Origin of the sequence: Pseudomonas lini, assembly GCF_030812475.1 — a bacterium.
Taxonomy (GTDB): Bacteria; Pseudomonadota; Gammaproteobacteria; order Pseudomonadales; family Pseudomonadaceae; genus Aquipseudomonas; species Aquipseudomonas lini_A.
This window is the reverse complement of the sequence record NZ_JAUSSR010000002.1, coordinates 230,675-247,368: the sequence shown is the minus strand read 5'-3', so window position 1 is coordinate 247,368 and position 16,694 is coordinate 230,675. Positions and strand designations below refer to the sequence as shown.

Sequence of the window (16,694 nt, the reverse complement as noted above, 5' to 3'; positions counted from 1 at the left end):
GCCGCCGGTATGGAGGGGTTAGGGGCATCCATGCGAGCCCCGGACGCTTTCGGTGATGTACATGCAAGACTGTCACCTTAGTGTTCGTGTCCACGCGTCTATGGATTGGCTGGTGGAGCACTCGGCAGCACATTCTCATGTGCTGCCGTGAGCAGGTGGCGGACTCCGCTGTGGTTTAGATGAGTTACCACAGTAGAGCGTGGCATGGGCGCGGGCGAAGGCATTCCTACCCCGCACTTGCCTGTTCCTACCTTTCGCTTATAACGCAAAAACGACGGAGATCACCATGTTGGCCAAGGACACACCACTGAACGAGCTGCGACGTCTAGCTTCGAAGGCAGAGAACCGTATGACTGAAACAGGCATTCCCCGCGTCTCGATGATTCAGGGGGATGTTCCCAAGCATTTGCTGGCTGCCGTTTACGCAACCTCATTTTGCAGGGCAGCAAAGCAATGACCGTTGGCGAGCGTACTTTGCGCTACGATCCGGCCACGTACTTTGTGATGTCAGTCGATTTGCCCGCCGTGGGCACCCTGCATCCTGCACCAACGGGGGAGCCGTACCTCGCTGTTAGCCTGACACTCGATCCGACGGTGCTTTCCACATTGATGTCTGATCTGCCCAAACGCACCGAGATTTTCGAAGACAACGCGGGGTTTTCAGTCGCAGCCGTTACGCCGAAATTGATGGATGCGTGGGTGCGGATGTTGGGCTTGATGGAGACACCTGATGAGGTCGCGGCCCTGGCCCCGATTTACGAGCGTGAAATTCTCTTTCGGGTGTTACAAGGGCCTCACGGCTGGATGTTACGAGACATCGCTGCACCGGACACTGCTATGGCTAAGGTCAGTGTGGCGATTCAGCACATACGCAAAGACTTTGCCGACCCTATCCGCGTAGAGAGCCTTGCCAGCAAAGCCGCCATGAGCGTGTCGGCGTTTCATCGCCACTTCAAATCCATCACCACCCTAAGCCCATTGCAGTATCAGAAGCGGGTTCGGTTACTTCAGGCGCGAACCCTGATGATGACCAATCCCGGCAGCGTCAGCAGCGCCGCTTTCAAAGTGGGTTATGAAAGTGTCAGCCAATTTACCCGTGATTACACGCGTGTTTTCGGTCTGCCGCCTGCGCGAGATACCGCCAGAATTCAAGCCGAGGTCAAGCCGTTCAGGGCTGACTGAGCAATACAGGCGTACCGCTAAAAAAGCGCGCGATGATCCATAACGAGCCGCACAACGTTCCCGCTGCGCCAACCCAAACGGCGCTCGTCAAGCCGTAATTATCGACGGTGATTCCGCCAACCAATGCCCCAGCACCCATAAATAACTGGCCCATGGAGACGAATAGTGCCGCAGCACTTTCCAAGTGATTAGGCGCAGCGTTGAAAATCCAACTCTGGATCGCGATAGGTAGCATCCCAAAGCCGAAGCCCCACATCACGACTGCGAGGGTGACAGCTGCTGGATTTTTTCCTATGGCCGCTAACAACAGCATCGAACAGCCCAGAACCAATGATGTACTCAATACTGCCAGGCGCAGATTTCGTCCGACCCACCAACCGCAAAACAGATTGCCGAGAATCCCGGCAATGCCGTAGGTGAGAAGTAGCGCACTGAGTGCACTGGGTTCAACGCCGCTCACCTCTCCCAAGTATGCGGCGAAATAGGTGTAAGCGCAGAACTGCCCGGTAAAAATCAGCGCCACGGCCACCAGACCAAGTTGCACGTTAGGTATCTTCAATACGCTTGGAACGTGCGTTAACCCTGATGACGGCTCGGGACGGATAGCTGGAAGAAGCCTAACCAGTGCCAACACCAGCAACGCGGCTAAAACAGCTGACACCGCAAAACTCATGCGCCATCCAAATAAAGCACCGAGCATCGTTCCCGCTGGAACGCCGGCAACAGTGCCCAACGTAACGCCTGAAAAAACGATGGATGTCGCTTTCCCCACCGCGTCAGGCCGAAGCCGTGCACCGAGCGAAACACCAATTGTCCAAAAGCCACCGACTGCAACACCCAGCACAACACGGCCTAGCAACAGTAACGGCAAACCATTTGCGCAGGCGATAAGCGAGTTGGAAACGACGAGCAAACTGAGCAATACCCAGAGGACATGGCTGCGATCAAAGGCGTTGGTAAGACCTATGGTCAACAACGCAGAGCATGCAGCCACCACACCGGGAATGGTGATCATGAGACCTGCCTGTCCCTGCGTTATCGCCAGATCGTTGGCGATTTGCGGCAGTAAGCCCACGGGCAGGAACTCCGCCGTGACCAGCGCAAAAGCGCCAATGCCGATGGCGGCCACTGCACTCCATGGCGCCGGAGCAGGTGTTAATGCTGAGGTGGTGTTTGAATCCACCAGAACTGTTTGGGTCATGATTGAAGCCTTCTGACAATACAGGCGCACACGGGTTGCGCCTGATGCGTATAAGGGGGCGTTAGTAACCAACCCCACGCACGCCACCCGATGCTCGGATCGATTCACCAGTAACCCAGTGCGAATCCTCGGACGCCAGGAACACGGCCAATGGCGCGATATCTTCAGGCTCGCCAAAGCGGCCTAGCGGCGTGCCGGCGATCAGTTTTTCGCCAAACTCACCGTCGAAATTGCCTTTGGTGAGCGGCGTATTGGTGTGACCGGGCAGGATAGAATTGACGCGGATGCCTTTCGCGCCGAGTTCACGCGCCAAGGCAAAGGTCAACGTGTCCACAGCCCCCTTGGTTGCCGAATAGACGCTTGATGCCAAGTACGGATCGGTGCTGAGGATAGAGCTGATATTGATGACGCTGCCCTTGCCGTCAAACAATTTCACTGCCTCACGGACAGCTAGCAGATAACCCAAAACGTTGACATTGAATTGATGATGGAACGCGTCCTCGGTAAGGTCTTCAATCATCTGAAACACCGCAACACCCGCGTTATTCACCAGAATATCCAGGGTGCCGAACTCAGTGGCAACAGTTTCGAACAAGCGCGTTACATCAGCGCCTTTGCTCATGTCCGCTTGAACTGCGATGGCTGTGCCGCCGTTCTCTTGGATGAAAGCAACAACTGCGTCTGCCTCCGGCTTGCTTGAGGCGTAATTGATAACAACCGTAGCGCCTTGCGCGGCTAACGCTTTTGCGATACCTGCGCCGATACCTTTGGAGGCGCCGGTGACAACGGCAATTTTTCCTTCAAGTTTCATGGGGTGACCTTCTTAAGTTGACTGATGATTTGCAAAGCTCGCTACGGTTAAGGGTTCAGCCCTTTCCGCCTACCAACAGTATTCAGTCAACGTCCGATCAAACCTTTGCCGGTTCCTATCCAATCCTTGCCTGTTCTTATCAGCGCGCTTGCGCGACGCTCGGGGATACGCCATGTTGCGACCATGACTAATCCTCCCATCACACCCATGGATGAACTGCGCAGCATCGTCATGCGTGCGCAACACACCTGGACTGAAACCGGCCTGCCGCGCGTGGCCATGGTCAAGGCAGAAGCATGTGCCAGTAGGGTTTACCAGCCCATGCTGCACATTGTTCTTCAAGGCGAAAAAACGCTGACTATCGGTGACCGAGTTCTGAACTACGGCGAGGCGACCTACTTCGTGGTGCCGGTTGACGTGCCAGCTACCGGCGAGATTTACCCGAGCGGGCCGCAGCAGCCTTACCTGGCACTGAGTTTGGACTTGAACACAACAGTTATTGCGTCTCTGATGGAAGGCAGTAGTACAGAAGCCGCGCAAGCGCCGGCGAAGTGCTTTGCACCAGTGCCCGCATCGTCAGACATGATCGACGCTTGGCTGCGTATGCTGCGGCTGATTGATCGCCCGAATGAGGCTGCGGTTCTAGCACCGATGATTGAGCGTGAAATTCTATTCCGCGCATTGCAGGGCCCACTGGGTGCGGTGTTGCGTGAACTCGCTCGTCCTGAAGGACGCCTTGTGCAAATTCGCCGCGCCACCCAATGGATTCGCGAGCACTACACCGAGCCCTTTCGCGTGGAGCCGCTCGCCGCCATGGCCGACATGAGCGTGGCAGCCTTTTATCGACATTTCAAAGCTGTCACGACGATGACGCCCATCCAGTACCAAAAAAAACTGCGTTTGCTAAAAGCGCGCTGGCTGCTGCTGTTTGAAACCCAAAATGCCTCCTCCATCGCATTTACCGTTGGCTATGAAAGCGCTTCACAATTCAGTCGGGAGTACGCCCGTTTATTTGGTTTTCCTCCAGCGCGAGATGCAGCCAGGTTCAGATCGCCAGCAGATGGAAGCAACGTAGACACGACGGAAATGCCGTAAGCCAACTGATGCCACATTGTCTTGTGCGTCGGCGCAAGGTTGGCTCTAAATAATGTCTGCCCTTGACGTCACTATCAGTCCTTCACATGGCAGCTACCGGCCAAGAGTGTTTAAAAATCTTCGCCAAAATTGATTTGCGCGCGCCTGTGCTAAATCTAAAATTTATCGGCACTACACAGCCTCTTTGGGACTGAGTTCCGAAGGTTTTGCCTAGCCTAAACTTTTACTAGATGACTTTGCCGGACGCATACTCTGTATGCGTCCGGGCAAGTCGTCTTGCACGGCGACACCACCTGTGTGGCAGCAGCCCTAAAATCCTACTTGCCCGCTGCGTCGACAGCAGCGTCAGCACATCCTACAGGTAGGCATATGGATGTGCCTGAAACGAGGATTGTCTTATCTCGAACCTTATGCGAGATAACCCAGCAACAATTGCCGCACATTTTCCACTAGCGCAGACTCCCCCTTACGCGGAGGAAGTAGCAGGAACCTGGCTTGCGCCAACGCAGGCAGGCCAGCCCTGTAGGGCTCGACGCCAAGCGGTATGGCACTCGCGTTTAGGCACGCAATGCCAAGCCCTGCCCTCAATGCCGATTGCAACCCCGCCACCCCTGAGGTCGAGTAAACGATCTCATATCCGACATGGTCGCGTTCCAACACTTGGCAACTGTATTCCGACAATCCGCACCCGCTGATCGCGAGCAGTGGTAGCGGCTGCCCAGGCTCTGGAACCCAGCCAGAAGCGGCTACCCATTGCAGTGGTTCCCGCCTCACCTCAAAGGTGCTGGATGTGAACACGCGCTCGTTGAAACGCATGGCCAAGCCAATGTCTAGGTAGTCACTTGCCTGGTCAATTTCCAGACTCTTTTTCATCACCACATGAAGTCGAAGCCGTGGATGCCATTCACGTAGTTTTTTCAGTAGCCCGGCAATGTCGTCGGGGCGGAAGTAATCGGTTATCGCCAAGCGTATCTCACCTTCGAATTGTTCGCCTCGAACATCAGACAGCGCCCGCTCTCCCAGGGTGAGGATCTGCTTGGCGTGGCGCAAAAGTCGTTCACCCGCAGGGGTGGGGCGGACGCCTTGCTTGCTTCGAATGAGCAACTCGACTCCGATGGCATCTTCCAGCTTCCGCAGTTGTTCACTGATGGCGGAGGTCGAGCGAAACAGAGCCGGAGCGGCTGCAGAGATACTGCCTGCGTTACAGACCGCCAAGTAGACGTAGAGCTGGCTAAGATCGAAGTGGTACATGCAAGTTCCGGATAAACAGGAAGATGAACACTGATTTTCCCGCTTTTTAGGATGATGTTCAAAGGCTAAGTTACTGGTACATCACTTACGAGGATTACTGAAATGCCTGGTATCACCCTGACCTTATCTGGGGCGCCTGATGCTGCCTTAGCGTCCCAACTCAGCCACGAGCTGACTGAACTGACTGCACGCGTTCTGGACAAGCAGCCATCTCAAACGATGGTGATCGTTGGGTTCGTTGATCCTAGTTTGTGGTTTATCGACAGTAAATCGCTTGAGAACTTGGGGCGAAATAGCTTTCGCCTGGAGATCACGATTACCGACGAGACAACCACAGTGGCGCAGAAACGGCGCTATCAGCGTGAGTCGTATGATTTGCTCTCAGAGCGCGTTGGGAATGTACACCCTCATTCGAACGTCCACATCATAGACGTGCGTGCTACGGCGTATGGCTATGGCGGAGTGCCGCAAGCGGAGAAACTATGGGGATGAAAAAGGTAAGCCTCCGCCCAGCTCACCTTGTGTAAGCTAGGCCGGCACCCACTGATGCGGCAGCAATTGCCCGATCTCACTCGCCCGCTGCGTCGGCAGCCGCGTCAGCACATCCTTGAGATAGGCATACGGATCATACCCATTCATGCGCGACGATTGGATCAAGCTCATGATCGCCGCCGCCCGTTTGCCGCTGCGCAGCGACCCAGCAAACAACCAGTTCGACCGCCCAAGCGCCCACGGTCGGATCAAGTTCTCGATCTGGTTGTTGTCGATGGGTACAGCCCCATCCTCAAGGTAGCGCGTCAGCGCTAACCAGCGTTTAAGGTTGTAATCCAGGGCCTTGGCCGTAGCCGAACCATCGGGCACAAGCTCGCGTTGGGCCAGCATCCACTCATGCAGTTTTTCAGCAATGGGCACCGCCGTTTCCTGGCGTAGTCGCCAACGCTCTTCGTCGCTCATTTCCTTGGCGTGTCGCTCGACTTCGTACAGCCCACCAATCGAGTGAAGCGCCTGCTCCGCCAATTGGCTTTTATTGGCTACATGCAAGTCGAAGAACTTACGGCGTGCATGGGCCATGCAGCCGATCTCGGTAATGCCCAGCTCAAAGCTGGCTTTGTAGCCGGCAAAGTCATCACAGACCAGCTTGCCGTTCCAGGTGCCCAAGAAATTACGCGCATGTTCGCCAGCACGGCTGGGGCTGAAGTCATAGACCACGGCCTTTAAGGCCGAGAACGGCGTAGTGCTGTAGGCCCAGACATAAGCGCGGTGAGTTTTCCTCTCGCCGGGCGCCAGCATTTGTACCGGCGTTTCATCGGCGTGAACCACGCGCTGGGCCAGCACCACTTCGCGCAGCGCATCGACCAGGGGCTGGAGCTGCACGCCGGTTTGACCCTCCCACTGCGCCAGTGTCGAGCGCGGTATGGCCAGGCCGGCACGGCCGAAGATCTTCTCCTGTCTATGCAGCGGCAGATGGTCGGCGAACTTCGCCACCATCACATGCGCCAGCAGGCCGGCAGTGGGGATGCCCTTGTCGATCACCTGCGCCGGTACCGGGGCCTGGATCAGTGTTTCGCACTGCCGGCAGGCCCATTTCCCGCGAACGTGCTGTTCGACGGTAAACACGCCCGGTGTGTAGTCCAGCTTTTCGCTGACGTCTTCACCGATGCGCTGAAGCTGGCAGCCGCACGCGCACTGGGTGTTGTCCGGCTCGTGATGGATCACAGTGCGTGGGAACTGCACTGGCAACGGCGCGCGCTTGGGTTGCTGGCGTGGCTCTGTCTGTGCAGGAGCGGGATGAAGAGCTTTTAACTCGGACTCGATGGCTTCGAGGTCGGTATTGAGCAGGTCGTCGAGCAAGCTGCCTTGCGCCGGGCTGATCTGCTCGCTGCGCTTGGCGAACTTGTGGCGTTTAAGGATGGCGATCTCGTGAGTGAGCTGCTCGATGATCGTTTCATTACGATGGATCTTTCGGCTCTGGGTGTCGACCTTGGACATCAACTGCGCAGCCAGTGTGCGCAGTTGTTCGTGGGTCATTTGGTCGAGATCGGGCAAGGAAGTCATGGTGTGGATTTTACCAAAGCAGCCCGCTGCTTCAGCAAAAGAGGCAACATTTAAAGCAATGTAATTGCGCCGCCCGCACCGACTCGTTGCCAGGGTAATCCAAGTACCAGCGCCTGAAGTTGTTCGGGGTCGAGTTCGACCTCCGTCCCACGATGGAGGCCTGGCCAATGAAACTTACCTTGATTCAAGCGCCGGGCGGCAAGCCAAATCCCCACACCATCATGCACCAACACTTTCATACGATTGGCGCGGCGGTTGGCGAACAGATAAGCACAGTGCGGCTTCGCCGCACCGAACACCGCGACCACTCGAGCCAACGCAGTCTCAGTGCCTGCGCGCATGTCCATAGGCTCGGTGGCGAGCCAGGTGGAGTCAATGCGGATCATTGAGCCACGCCACGAATGAAACACGCGCAGCCGTCCGGATCCGAGGCTGGCCATTTTACGGTGATGGATTTATCACCCAGAGGCAGCGAGATGATCACCATCTCTTCTGATGCTCGCCTTGGTACCGTTTTTACCGGAACGAAAGCAGGCAAGGTTGCAGGCGATTGATCCCGGTAAGTCGGTAGCCACTTGCGGATCACGTTGGCGTTGATGCCGTGATGGATGGCTACGCTGGAAATCGTCGCTCCGGGTTGCAGGCACTCCTGGACGACCTGGGCTTTGAATGGTTTGGGGTAAGAGCTGCGTTGGCGCATGGAAATCCTGGCGATAAGGGCGATCGCGTCCGCTTAAAAATACGCGGACACCATCGCCCTTAATGCTGGAGTTCGGTAGGTGACTTGGCCGGACGCTTACCATACTCTGGGCTTGCAACGAGCCTATTTCTTCTGTTCTGCCTGGCTCGCTTTTTCGAGCCTCAGTCGACTGGACGCGGTCAGTTTCTGAAGTCCCAGCTCTCTCGCCATGGCGTGCAGTAATGCCCTCCCTGCTTTACCTTTGGCACGAAGCTCACGAGCAAGCGCCATCAACTCAGCACTACAGATCTCATCAACTGGTCGGATACTCGTCTCATCACCGGGTCTACGACAGACGACGGTAGAGGCATCAGGGTGACGGCTCGGCCAGTAAAACTCGCCGAGATCATCCATTGTCACGCGATGAGTGTTCTTCGCCATCGCAGACACTCTTTCTCGAATCTTGGAACCCGCACGTACCCAACCATGAGCTCTGGCAATACGCCTGGCAAGAATCACATCGAGAATAGGTCCTTCTTCGCAAATCACATGCTCGATGAGTGCGCCTAAAACGCCAGAGTAACTCGCCTCAAAAAACGCATCCGGATCCACCCCTTGAACGATCAAAGCTGGATCGGACTCTCGGTAATAAACAACCTCCACCGCATTTTCGACCAGCAATCGTGCAGCCTCTTCCCGGGCTTCATGCTCAGCGCGTTGAGCTCGACTCAACACGAGCAAAGCGGTTAGACGCTCGTGGATAATATCAGCCGTGCCAACGGCATTGATCCACCAATCAGTCGACCAAGTCCGCAGAATCTCCCAGCCCAACCCACGTAATACATGTTCACGCAATTTGTCTCTATCACGCGCCGTAGCGCTGCGATGGTAGGTCGCCCCATCACACTCCACACCCGCCAGATAGCGACCAGGTGCATCGGGATCGATTACGCCCAAATCGATTCTGAATGCGGAAACACCGACTTGGGTGTGCACTTGCCATCCTCGACTTGTGAGTGCCGCCGCGTCGAGCAGGAGCATGCGCAGTGCCCTGACTCGATTAGCAGCCGAGTTTTCGCCGGACGCTAACCCCGATGCGGCGACAAATCACCCTTCGATCCTGCTAACGATCTATCTCGACCGTCATCAAGACCGGCGAAGCGAACTTAGCCTGCCGGGCATCAAAGCACTCTATAGATCTCGGAAACCACCTGCATCGTTGCGTCTTCGATCGTTCCTTCATTACGGCATAAAAACCAGCCGTTATCTGCAATCGCCCGCTCGAACGCATTGCTACAAGCGACATGCTCTTCCAGGTTATGGATCACAGTACTGCCCAACCCACGAGACCGTGCCGCGGCCCTCGCCCATGAAATTTCAGGGGCGGTGATAACCCCGACATGCAGGTCTGGCACTCGCACGTTTCGATCGAGGTTCAACTGTAGAATCTCTGCAAACGGGACTATCCGGCGAAAGGCGGCATCAGACGGGTACCAGCGATCGATCAGGACGATGCTGCCCGATGGCTGTTCAGGCAGCACGTGTTGCGAAATCCAGGTACGGCTATCAGCAAAGCGCTCACAAACCTCCAACTCCAGATCCCGGGAGGGGTTTCTGACGAGTTTGTTGACGAGGGCCATTGTTTCACCCCTATAGGGATCACTTTTACTCTCGGAAAGTCGGATCACCTTTTTGTTGTCCGCCCTCAGTACTTTCGTAACGGCCTCCAACAGTGTGGTTTTGCCGGCGCCCTTGGGTCCATCCAGAGAAACAAACAGCGAGCTATTCATTCTTCAAAAAACGAGTGGTATACGGGTTTTTCAAGACTCGAATCGTGCAATAACATCTTGCTCCCTTATCTATTCAATATAAGCAGTGAGTGCGTAGAAAAGCGCTTTCAAGCCCTGAAAGCTTTTTCCGTTGTGGTCGCACGGTTCGATCGCTGGAACCGCTTGACGCGACTACGCGAACTGAGTGGAGGGCTCTTCTGAATAGCCATTGGTTAACATTCTAACCTGAAGGCACGTCCTTCCCGCGATTGGGGGAAGAGACACGCCATCTCAGATCCCCCGTTCTCCATCGGCAGCTGTGAAGTCGTGCGTATAATGTGTTTCCTTTCAATTACTTAAGCTGTCCAATGAAAAAACTGCTTTCCGTAGTAGCACTGACCCTCTCGGTCATCACCCCCGCCTTCTCAAGCCCTCCTTCGAACTTTTCAGAAGCCAAGGTCATCGCAAAACAAAAGATCTACCTCGACCAGGCGAACAGTGCCTTTGGCGAATTGTATTGTGGCTGCAAGTGGACATGGGTAGGCAAGTCGGGTGGCCGGATTGACGCGGAGTCTTGCGGCTATCAAACCAGGAAACAACAGAACCGTGCTGAACGGACTGAGTGGGAACACATCGTTCCTGCCTGGACATTCGGTAATCAACGCCAATGCTGGCAGAACGGTGGTCGAGAGCACTGCGTAGACGATGATCCGGTTTTTCGAGCAATGGAGGCAGACCTGTTCAACCTCTACCCATCCGTTGGAGAGGTGAACGGCGATCGCAGCAATTTCAACTACGGTATGGCCTCCGGCGTAGCGCCGCAGTATGGGCAGTGCAAAACGCGAGTCGATTTCGATCAACGATCGGCGGAACCGCGTGACGAGGTTAAGGGGCTGGTCGCCAGGACAACCTTTTACATGTTCGACCGATACAATCTGAACATGTCTCGCCAGCAGCAACAGCTCCTGATGGCCTGGGACAAACAGCACCCCGTTTCGGCTTGGGAGAAAGAGCGTGACAGGCGCATTGCGGCAATCATGGGGTATTCCAATCCGTTCGTAACCGGTGACCGTCGATGGACGCAAGGATACAAGGTGGTTGGCGATGGAGTGGTTAGCGCCATTCCTGTGAATCCCCCGCGAGCAGCAGCCCCGCCGTCCCTGGCGAGCACAAGCAGAGCAGGTGCGATCATTGGCAACCGGAAAAGCCAGATCTATCACCTGTCAATGGGGTGCCCAGGTTATGGTCAGGTGTCGGCGAAAAACCAGATAACCTTTGATTCTGAATCTGGAGCCCAGGCGGCGGGATATCGGAAAGCGGGCAACTGTAAGTAGCATCAATCTGGAGAACTATGGCTACGTCCCAGGACAAAGGAACCACGTCAATTGCACTCGTGCATGAAGCGCTCTACAGCGCCAGGCAGCGAGGCATCGATGTGGCACGTGCATTAGAGAATGCCGACATCGATCCTCAGCTGCTCGACGCGCCACGAGCAAGAGTTTCAGCCAGCTCCTTTGCCAGGCTGTGGGTCGAATTGGCGGATCTCCTGGATGACGAATTTTTCGGTATCGACAGCCATCCTATGCGACGTGGCAGCTTCAAACTGATGTGCCATGCACTCATCGCTTGCGACACTTTGGGCCAGGCTTTGCAGCGGATGCTTTCGTTCTTGCGGCTGGTACTCGATGACATTCACGGAGCATTACAGATCAAGGAGGATCAAGCCTGCATCATCCTGAAGGATGACGGGAGCTTGCGGCGTCTGTTCGCCTACGGTACCTGGTTTATCCTGGTGCATGGCCTGGCGTGTTGGCTGGTTAACCAACGCATTCCATTGCGGGCGCTAAGTTTCCGCGTCCAGAAGCCTGCCGATGAAAGCGACTATCGAATGCGCTTTTGTGAAGACATTCATTACGACGCACCCATGACCCAGGTCAGCTTCGACAAAAAATTCCTGGATATGAAAATTGCACAGACGCCTGCCAGTCTCAGCGCATTTCTAAAAGAGTCCCCCGCGTGCCTTTTGGTCAAATACCGCAACGACGACAGTATCAGTGCGCAGATAAGACGTCGTTTGCGAGGGTTGAGCCCTGACAAGTGGCCAGAAAGAGACGAGCTGGCCATTGTACTGCGCATGTCCAACTCGACCTTGCAGCGCCGGCTGCAAGCAGAAGGTACCCATTATCAGAACCTCAAAGATGATTTACGTCGTGATATGGCCATTGACCTGCTCTCGCGCGGTGACCTGACGGTGACCGAAGTCGCGGCAGAGACCGGCTTTCAAGAAACCAGCGCTTTTCACCGCGCGTTCAAAAAGTGGACGGGAGTCAACCCGGGCGCCTATCGGCGCAACCATTGCGACGAGTAATGCCGCTTTAATACCACGCTCCCCTTTCCCGCTCTATTCACGTCGGCCAGGCACCGTCCTGGCTGTCGTGCCTGCCAACTTGTCGCCCTGTTGCCGGCGTTCAATTCGCTGGCGTCCCGGACATGCCCAAACAGCTCACACAAGTTGGTGCCGCCAGGCATGGGCGGCCCCAAATCGCCTACCTAGAATGGCCACCAACCCGCTGTCCTCCCCTGAATAAACGGCTGGAGGTCGACGCCATCAAGCTGACGTTTCGGCGTCCAACTTGAGGTACGCCAGCCAGTGCACTTCACCAACAACAATAAAATCGAAGGAGACACGATATGCAACCAATGAACGTCTATGCGCTCGCAGGCGAGTCAACATTCAACAGCTTCCATCGGCTGATTCTTTTCTGGTGCGTGCTGATATTGGTCATCGACGGCTACGACCTTGCCGTTGTCGGGGCTGCATTGCCCGCCATAATGAAAGACATGGGAATCGACCCCACCAGCGCTGGCATCATGGCCGGCTCGGCCCTGCTGGGAACCATGCTGGGTGCGATTTTTCTGGGGACGCTGGCCGACCGTATCGGTCGCCCGAAAATGATCGCCATCTGCGTCGCGTTGTTCAGCCTGTTCACAGCGGCTGCGGGACTCACCAGCGACCCGATCAGCTTCAGCATCGCCCGCTTCATCGCCGGGCTCGGAATCGGCGGCGTCCTGCCGATCGTTACAGCACAAATGGGCGAGTTTTCGCCGGCGAAGCTTCGTACCCGGCTTGTGACCCTGGTGTTTGCTGGCTACTCGGTGGGCGGCATTCTGGTCGCACTCACCGGTAAGCAACTGATCGAAAGTCACGGTTGGCAGTCGGTCTTTTACGTCGCCGGCCTCCCCGTGCTGTTGATCCCGTTTATCTTGAAGACCATGCCGGAATCGATGGCGTTCTTGCTCAAACGGGGTCGCCAGCAGGAATTGCGCACCCTCGTCAAAAGGATCAACCCCACTTATCCATTGGACAGCCAGACAGTGTTGGCGGGCAATCCTGCCAAGAACGATGCCTCGCTCGACGCCCCGATCAAAGGACTGTTCAGCGAAGGCCGTGGCTTCAGTACGGTGATGATCTGGGCAGCCTTCATGACTGGACTGTTCATGGTCTACGCGCTCAATTCATGGTTGACCAAGCTGATGGCCATGTCGGGCCACAGCCTGGGCTCGGCGCTTAACTTCGTTATCGTTTTCAACGTCGGTGCGATTGTCGGTGCGCTCGGCGGCGGATGGCTCAGCGACAAGTTCAACATCAAATATGTGCTGGTTTCATTCTACGTGGTGGGCGCAGTGGCGCTGACTGTAATGGGCTTCACCCGCTCGACCGAGTTGTTGTTCGTGGTCGTCTTCATTGTTGGCGCATCCACCCTCGGCACTCAATTGATCGCCTACGCCTATGCGGGCGATTTCTACCCGACCTCAATTCGGTCCACAGGCGTGGGCTTCGCGTCCGGTGTCGGCCGAATCGGCGCAATCATTGCGCCAGTGCTTATCGGCTGGCTCGTCTCGCTGGCCTTGCCGCTTGAACAGAACTTCATGGTGATCGCACTCGCAGGCCTCATTGGAGCCTTGGCGGTCACATGTGTAAACCAGGCACGGGCGGACTCCACACAGATCAGCAAAGCGCCAGCATTGTCACGCTGACCGCCGGTTCGCAGTCCTGATCTCGCTGTCGCCTGCCTCAAATCAGTTAAAGGATGTGCCCCTTGAATCGCTTGTCACTACCGCCGCTCTCAGCGCAAGAACTAAAACGCACCGTCGACTGGGCCATCGCCTCACGTCGCAGTGTCAGAGCCTTCCTGCCAACTGCCGTGGCGCGTGAGGAAGTCGAAGCGATTCTGGACATCGCCCGGTTCAGCGCGTCGGGTGTCAACATGCAACCGTGGCGCGTTCACGTCGTAACCGGCGCCGTGAAGGAACGTCTGTCGATGGCAATCGCCGCCATCGACAACGATCCGCAGCTTAATGGCGACATGCAGGATCCTTACGAGTACTACCCCCGCGAGTGGGTCGCACCCTACGTTGATCGCAGGCGTAAAGTCGGCTGGGATCTCTACGGGCTGCTGGGAATCGCCAAGGGTGACAAGCAACGCATGCACCAACAGCACGGGCGCAATTACCGATTCTTCGATGCTCCGGTAGGGTTGCTGTTTACCCTGGACAGAGTGCTCGAGCAGGGCAGCCTGCTGGATTACGGCATGTTCCTGCAGAGCGTGATGGTGGCTGCCCGCGGTCGGGGCTTGCACACCTGCCCACAAGCGGCGTTCCTCAAATATCACAAAGTCATTTCGGAAGTTCTGGGCATTCCAGCCGGGCAAATGCTGGTCTGCGGAATGAGCCTTGGCTACGCCGATCCCGCGTCCATTGAAAACACGCTGGTCACCGCTCGAGAGCCGGTCAGCGCCTTCACCATTTTTCACCATAATAATAAGGAGACCTGTCCATGATTACTGGCGCCTACGCACACGGACTCGATCAAAGCCCGGCGAACCATGTCCCTCTGACACCCCTCGGTTTTCTGGATAGAGCCGCCCTGGTTCACCCTGAGCGTGTTGCCATCATCCATGGCGAGCTACAAAGGACTTGGGCGCAAACCCGCGACCGTTGCTACCAGCTCGCTTCGGCGTTGGTGGGTAGAGGCATCCACCCGGGTGATACCGTTTCGATCCTTTCGCCCAACACGCCGGCGATGGTCGAAGCGCATTTCGGTATTCCGTTGTCGGGCGCCATCCTCAACACGATCAACCATCGCCTGGACGCCGAAGGCATCGCGTTTATTTTGCGCCACAGCGAATGCAAGTTGCTGCTGGTCGATTGCGAGTACATGGCGGTTGCCTCTGCGGCACTTGAGCGACTCGAACACCGCCCGGCATTAATCAACATTCGCGATCACCTGGCTGCCGCAGGTGCCGACTCGCAGGTACCGGACTACGAATCACTGCTCGCCGAGGGCGACGCGACATTTGAAGGGGTATGGCCGAGTACCGAGTGGCAACCCATCGCCCTCAATTACACTTCGGGCACCACGGGAGACCCGAAAGGCGTGGTGGTCAGTCACCGTGGCACCTACTTGATGAGCCTGTTGCAGATGACCAATTGGTCGCTCCCTCAGGCACCTCGATACCTGTGGACGTTGCCCATGTTCCACGCCAACGGCTGGTGCTTCACATGGGCGATCACGGCAGCGGCCGGCACCCATGTGTGCCTGCGCAAGGTCTCTGCGGAAACGGTGTTCGACGGGATTGCCAAACACCAGGTTGATCATTTCTGCGCGGCCCCCACGGTGATGGCCATGATCGCCAATGCATCCGGTTTTCGCGCCCTGCCCCACCCGGTTCGCGTATTGACGGCAGGTTCCCCGCCGCCTGCAACTGTGCTGGACGCGGTGGTCTCCATGGGGTTCCAGGTTGACCATGTGTATGGCATTACTGAAGTGGCGGGCACGCCGATCAGCTGCGTCTGGCAGGACGGATGGGACGGGCTCCCCGATCGAGAGAAAGCGAAAATACGGGTTCGACAAGGTGCACGTGCTGCGGCATTCGAAGGCTTGATGGTCGCGGACGCGCAAACGCTACAACCCGTTCCCCATGACGGCCAGACCACCGGTGAACTGCTGCTGCGAGGCAATACCGTGATGATGGGTTACCTGAAAAATCCGACAGCCACGCAAAACGCATTTGAGGGCGGCTGGTTCCATACCGGTGACGTCGCGGTGGTTCACGCAGACGGTTACATGCAGATCACCGACCGCTGCAAGGACGTCATCATTTCCGGTGGTGAAAATATTTCATCCGTCGAAATCGAAGACGTCCTCCATAGCCATGCCGCAGTACTTCATGCCGCCGTGGTTGCACAGCCGGACAATAAATGGGGCGAAGTGCCCTGCGCTTTCATCGAACTGAAAAGCGAGACCCTCTCCCCTACAGAAGCGGAACTCATCGCGTACTGCCAGGCACGCCTGGCCCGCTACAAGTGCCCCAGCCGGGTGATCTTCATGGAGCTTCCCAAAACGGCCACCGGGAAAATCCAGAAGTTCATTCTTCGCCAACAAGCCGGCAGCCGGGAAGCCATCCTACGACTGGCTTCAAGTGGCTGATAACGGCGTGGTGTGCGGTCTGCGCCCACCACAACTGGCGTTGCGTGCAGACCGTCGATATCACTCCGACCACCCTCACCTTGCACAACTGACATCCACACATTAATCAACGTGCGCAGCGCAGCCGCGTCGCTCTTTCAGGGAGAGGTGCGCGCTGCCGA

The 16,694-nt window shown here is 56.5% G+C and carries 14 protein-coding genes and 2 pseudogenes; 8 read left to right on the top strand and 8 right to left on the bottom strand.

Annotated elements, in window-relative coordinates; translation table 11 throughout:
* The first annotated feature begins 286 nt into the window (after positions 1–286).
* Positions 287–1,182: pseudogene (locus J2W17_RS04950) on the top strand (AraC family transcriptional regulator).
* Here the strand turns inward: J2W17_RS04950 and J2W17_RS04945 are convergent.
* Both J2W17_RS04945 and J2W17_RS04940 read right to left on the bottom strand, forming a co-directional pair.
* Positions 1,169–2,383 (bottom strand): MFS transporter, encoded by a 1,215-nt coding sequence (locus tag J2W17_RS04945; RefSeq protein WP_307330135.1) that lies wholly within the window; start codon positions 2,381–2,383, stop codon positions 1,169–1,171. The pseudogene J2W17_RS04950 and the gene J2W17_RS04945 sit on opposite strands and share 14 nt — an antisense overlap.
* Positions 2,384–2,444: 61 nt before the next feature.
* On the bottom strand, positions 2,445–3,194 hold the full coding sequence (locus J2W17_RS04940; RefSeq protein ID WP_122386417.1) for an SDR family NAD(P)-dependent oxidoreductase: 750 nt from the start codon (positions 3,192–3,194) through the stop codon (positions 2,445–2,447).
* 207 nt (positions 3,195–3,401) lie between these two features.
* Here J2W17_RS04940 and J2W17_RS04935 point away from each other — a divergent pair, with 207 nt between their 5' ends.
* Positions 3,402–4,289: an AraC family transcriptional regulator gene (locus J2W17_RS04935; RefSeq protein ID WP_307330960.1), complete on the top strand. Its 888-nt coding sequence runs from the start codon at positions 3,402–3,404 to the stop codon at positions 4,287–4,289.
* A 408-nt stretch (positions 4,290–4,697) separates the two neighbouring features.
* Here the strand turns inward: J2W17_RS04935 and J2W17_RS04930 are convergent, their stop codons facing one another.
* On the bottom strand, positions 4,698–5,540 hold the full coding sequence (locus tag J2W17_RS04930; protein ID WP_307330130.1) for a LysR family transcriptional regulator: 843 nt from the start codon (positions 5,538–5,540) through the stop codon (positions 4,698–4,700).
* Between the two features lie 102 nt (positions 5,541–5,642).
* On the opposite strand from J2W17_RS04930, the gene J2W17_RS04925 reads away from it, so the two are divergent.
* Positions 5,643–6,032, top strand: coding sequence for a tautomerase family protein (locus J2W17_RS04925; RefSeq protein ID WP_307330127.1), 390 nt, complete (start codon positions 5,643–5,645; stop codon positions 6,030–6,032).
* 36 nt (positions 6,033–6,068) lie between these two features.
* Here J2W17_RS04925 and tnpC read toward each other — a convergent pair whose 3' ends face one another.
* The 5 genes and pseudogenes from tnpC to J2W17_RS04900 form a co-directional block, all read right to left on the bottom strand.
* Complete coding sequence (gene tnpC, locus J2W17_RS04920) at positions 6,069–7,595, bottom strand: IS66 family transposase (RefSeq protein ID WP_307330124.1); 1,527 nt, start codon at positions 7,593–7,595, stop codon at positions 6,069–6,071.
* 50 nt (positions 7,596–7,645) lie between these two features.
* Complete coding sequence (gene tnpB / locus J2W17_RS04915; RefSeq protein ID WP_307330119.1) at positions 7,646–7,981, bottom strand: IS66 family insertion sequence element accessory protein TnpB; 336 nt, start codon at positions 7,979–7,981, stop codon at positions 7,646–7,648.
* A complete protein-coding gene (gene tnpA / locus J2W17_RS04910; protein WP_307330116.1) occupies positions 7,978–8,295 on the bottom strand; it encodes an IS66-like element accessory protein TnpA in 318 nt (105 codons plus the stop codon). Before tnpA ends, tnpB begins: the two co-directional genes overlap by 4 nt.
* Before the next feature lie 123 nt (positions 8,296–8,418).
* Positions 8,419–9,300 (bottom strand): annotated as a pseudogene (locus J2W17_RS04905) (DUF3320 domain-containing protein); the annotation flags it as partial.
* Between the two features lie 155 nt (positions 9,301–9,455).
* Complete coding sequence (locus J2W17_RS04900; protein ID WP_307330110.1) at positions 9,456–10,064, bottom strand: dTMP kinase; 609 nt, start codon at positions 10,062–10,064, stop codon at positions 9,456–9,458.
* 347 nt (positions 10,065–10,411) lie between these two features.
* On the opposite strand from J2W17_RS04900, the gene J2W17_RS04895 reads away from it, so the two are divergent.
* The 5 genes from J2W17_RS04895 (at position 10,412) to J2W17_RS04875 (ending at position 16,533) form a co-directional block, all read left to right on the top strand.
* Positions 10,412–11,377, top strand: coding sequence for an endonuclease (locus J2W17_RS04895; protein WP_307330107.1), 966 nt, complete (start codon positions 10,412–10,414; stop codon positions 11,375–11,377).
* Positions 11,378–11,394: 17 nt separating this feature from the next.
* Positions 11,395–12,411 (top strand): AraC family transcriptional regulator, encoded by a 1,017-nt coding sequence (locus J2W17_RS04890; RefSeq protein WP_307330104.1) that lies wholly within the window; start codon positions 11,395–11,397, stop codon positions 12,409–12,411.
* Positions 12,412–12,734: 323 nt separating this feature from the next.
* On the top strand, positions 12,735–14,081 hold the full coding sequence (locus tag J2W17_RS04885) for an MFS transporter (protein ID WP_307330101.1): 1,347 nt from the start codon (positions 12,735–12,737) through the stop codon (positions 14,079–14,081).
* A gap of 62 nt (positions 14,082–14,143) precedes the next feature.
* The gene (locus tag J2W17_RS04880; RefSeq protein ID WP_307330098.1) at positions 14,144–14,884 is read left to right on the top strand and encodes a nitroreductase; all 741 of its coding nucleotides are present in this window, start codon (positions 14,144–14,146) and stop codon (positions 14,882–14,884) included.
* Complete coding sequence (locus tag J2W17_RS04875; protein ID WP_307330095.1) at positions 14,881–16,533, top strand: AMP-binding protein; 1,653 nt, start codon at positions 14,881–14,883, stop codon at positions 16,531–16,533. Before J2W17_RS04880 ends, J2W17_RS04875 begins: the two co-directional genes overlap by 4 nt.
* Positions 16,534–16,694: the final 161 nt, after the last annotated feature.

Excerpts from the sequence above, each read along its gene's own strand:
- J2W17_RS04930 (WP_307330130.1), bottom strand. The coding sequence starts at position 5,540 with ATGTACCACTTCGATCTTAGCCAGCTCTACGTCTACTTGGCGGTCTGT.
- J2W17_RS04925 (WP_307330127.1), top strand. The coding sequence starts at position 5,643 with ATGCCTGGTATCACCCTGACCTTATCTGGGGCGCCTGATGCTGCCTTA.
- tnpB (WP_307330119.1), bottom strand. The coding sequence starts at position 7,981 with ATGATCCGCATTGACTCCACCTGGCTCGCCACCGAGCCTATGGACATG.
- J2W17_RS04895 (WP_307330107.1), top strand. The coding sequence starts at position 10,412 with ATGAAAAAACTGCTTTCCGTAGTAGCACTGACCCTCTCGGTCATCACC.
- J2W17_RS04935 (WP_307330960.1), top strand. The coding sequence starts at position 3,402 with ATGGATGAACTGCGCAGCATCGTCATGCGTGCGCAACACACCTGGACT.
- J2W17_RS04900 (WP_307330110.1), bottom strand. The coding sequence starts at position 10,064 with ATGAATAGCTCGCTGTTTGTTTCTCTGGATGGACCCAAGGGCGCCGGC.
- J2W17_RS04945 (WP_307330135.1), bottom strand. The coding sequence starts at position 2,383 with ATGACCCAAACAGTTCTGGTGGATTCAAACACCACCTCAGCATTAACA.
- J2W17_RS04940 (WP_122386417.1), bottom strand. The coding sequence starts at position 3,194 with ATGAAACTTGAAGGAAAAATTGCCGTTGTCACCGGCGCCTCCAAAGGT.
- J2W17_RS04875 (WP_307330095.1), top strand. The coding sequence starts at position 14,881 with ATGATTACTGGCGCCTACGCACACGGACTCGATCAAAGCCCGGCGAAC.
- J2W17_RS04890 (WP_307330104.1), top strand. The coding sequence starts at position 11,395 with ATGGCTACGTCCCAGGACAAAGGAACCACGTCAATTGCACTCGTGCAT.
- tnpA (WP_307330116.1), bottom strand. The coding sequence starts at position 8,295 with ATGCGCCAACGCAGCTCTTACCCCAAACCATTCAAAGCCCAGGTCGTC.
- J2W17_RS04885 (WP_307330101.1), top strand. The coding sequence starts at position 12,735 with ATGCAACCAATGAACGTCTATGCGCTCGCAGGCGAGTCAACATTCAAC.
- tnpC (WP_307330124.1), bottom strand. The coding sequence starts at position 7,595 with ATGACTTCCTTGCCCGATCTCGACCAAATGACCCACGAACAACTGCGC.